The organism is Idiomarina sp. Sol25, assembly GCF_033052775.1.
Taxonomy (GTDB): Bacteria; Pseudomonadota; Gammaproteobacteria; order Enterobacterales; family Alteromonadaceae; genus Idiomarina.
In genome coordinates, this window is the sequence record NZ_JAUPEW010000167.1 from 1 (window position 1) to 260 (window position 260).

The 260-nt window shown below is 54.2% G+C and carries 1 protein-coding gene; it reads left to right on the forward strand.

What is annotated here, in order from left to right; all coding sequences use genetic code 11:
- Nucleotides 1-126 precede the first annotated feature (126 nt).
- Nucleotides 127-260: TetR family transcriptional regulator (locus tag Q5L94_RS14280; RefSeq protein WP_411161947.1), on the forward strand; the 134-nt coding region annotated here is incomplete at its 3' end.

A 260-nucleotide genomic window follows, 5' to 3' on the forward strand; every position in this document is an offset into this window, starting at 1 on the left:
TAATTGAATTTCATAGAAGTTCTCCGGCCCACTCACGTAACTATTCTACCACATCCCGAGTTCCCGCACGGCTGTTCTGCATTCTTTGCAGTTTATAACTGACTGTTCAGTTAGTAATTTTCGGCTATGGACACCGCCCAAACCCCCGAACCACTACGCTGGACGCGCCGCAAACAGGCCCGCCCCGGCGAAATCCTCGATGCCGCTATGAAGGTGTTTGCCGAAAAGGGTTTCGCCGCGGCCCGGATGGAGGACATCGC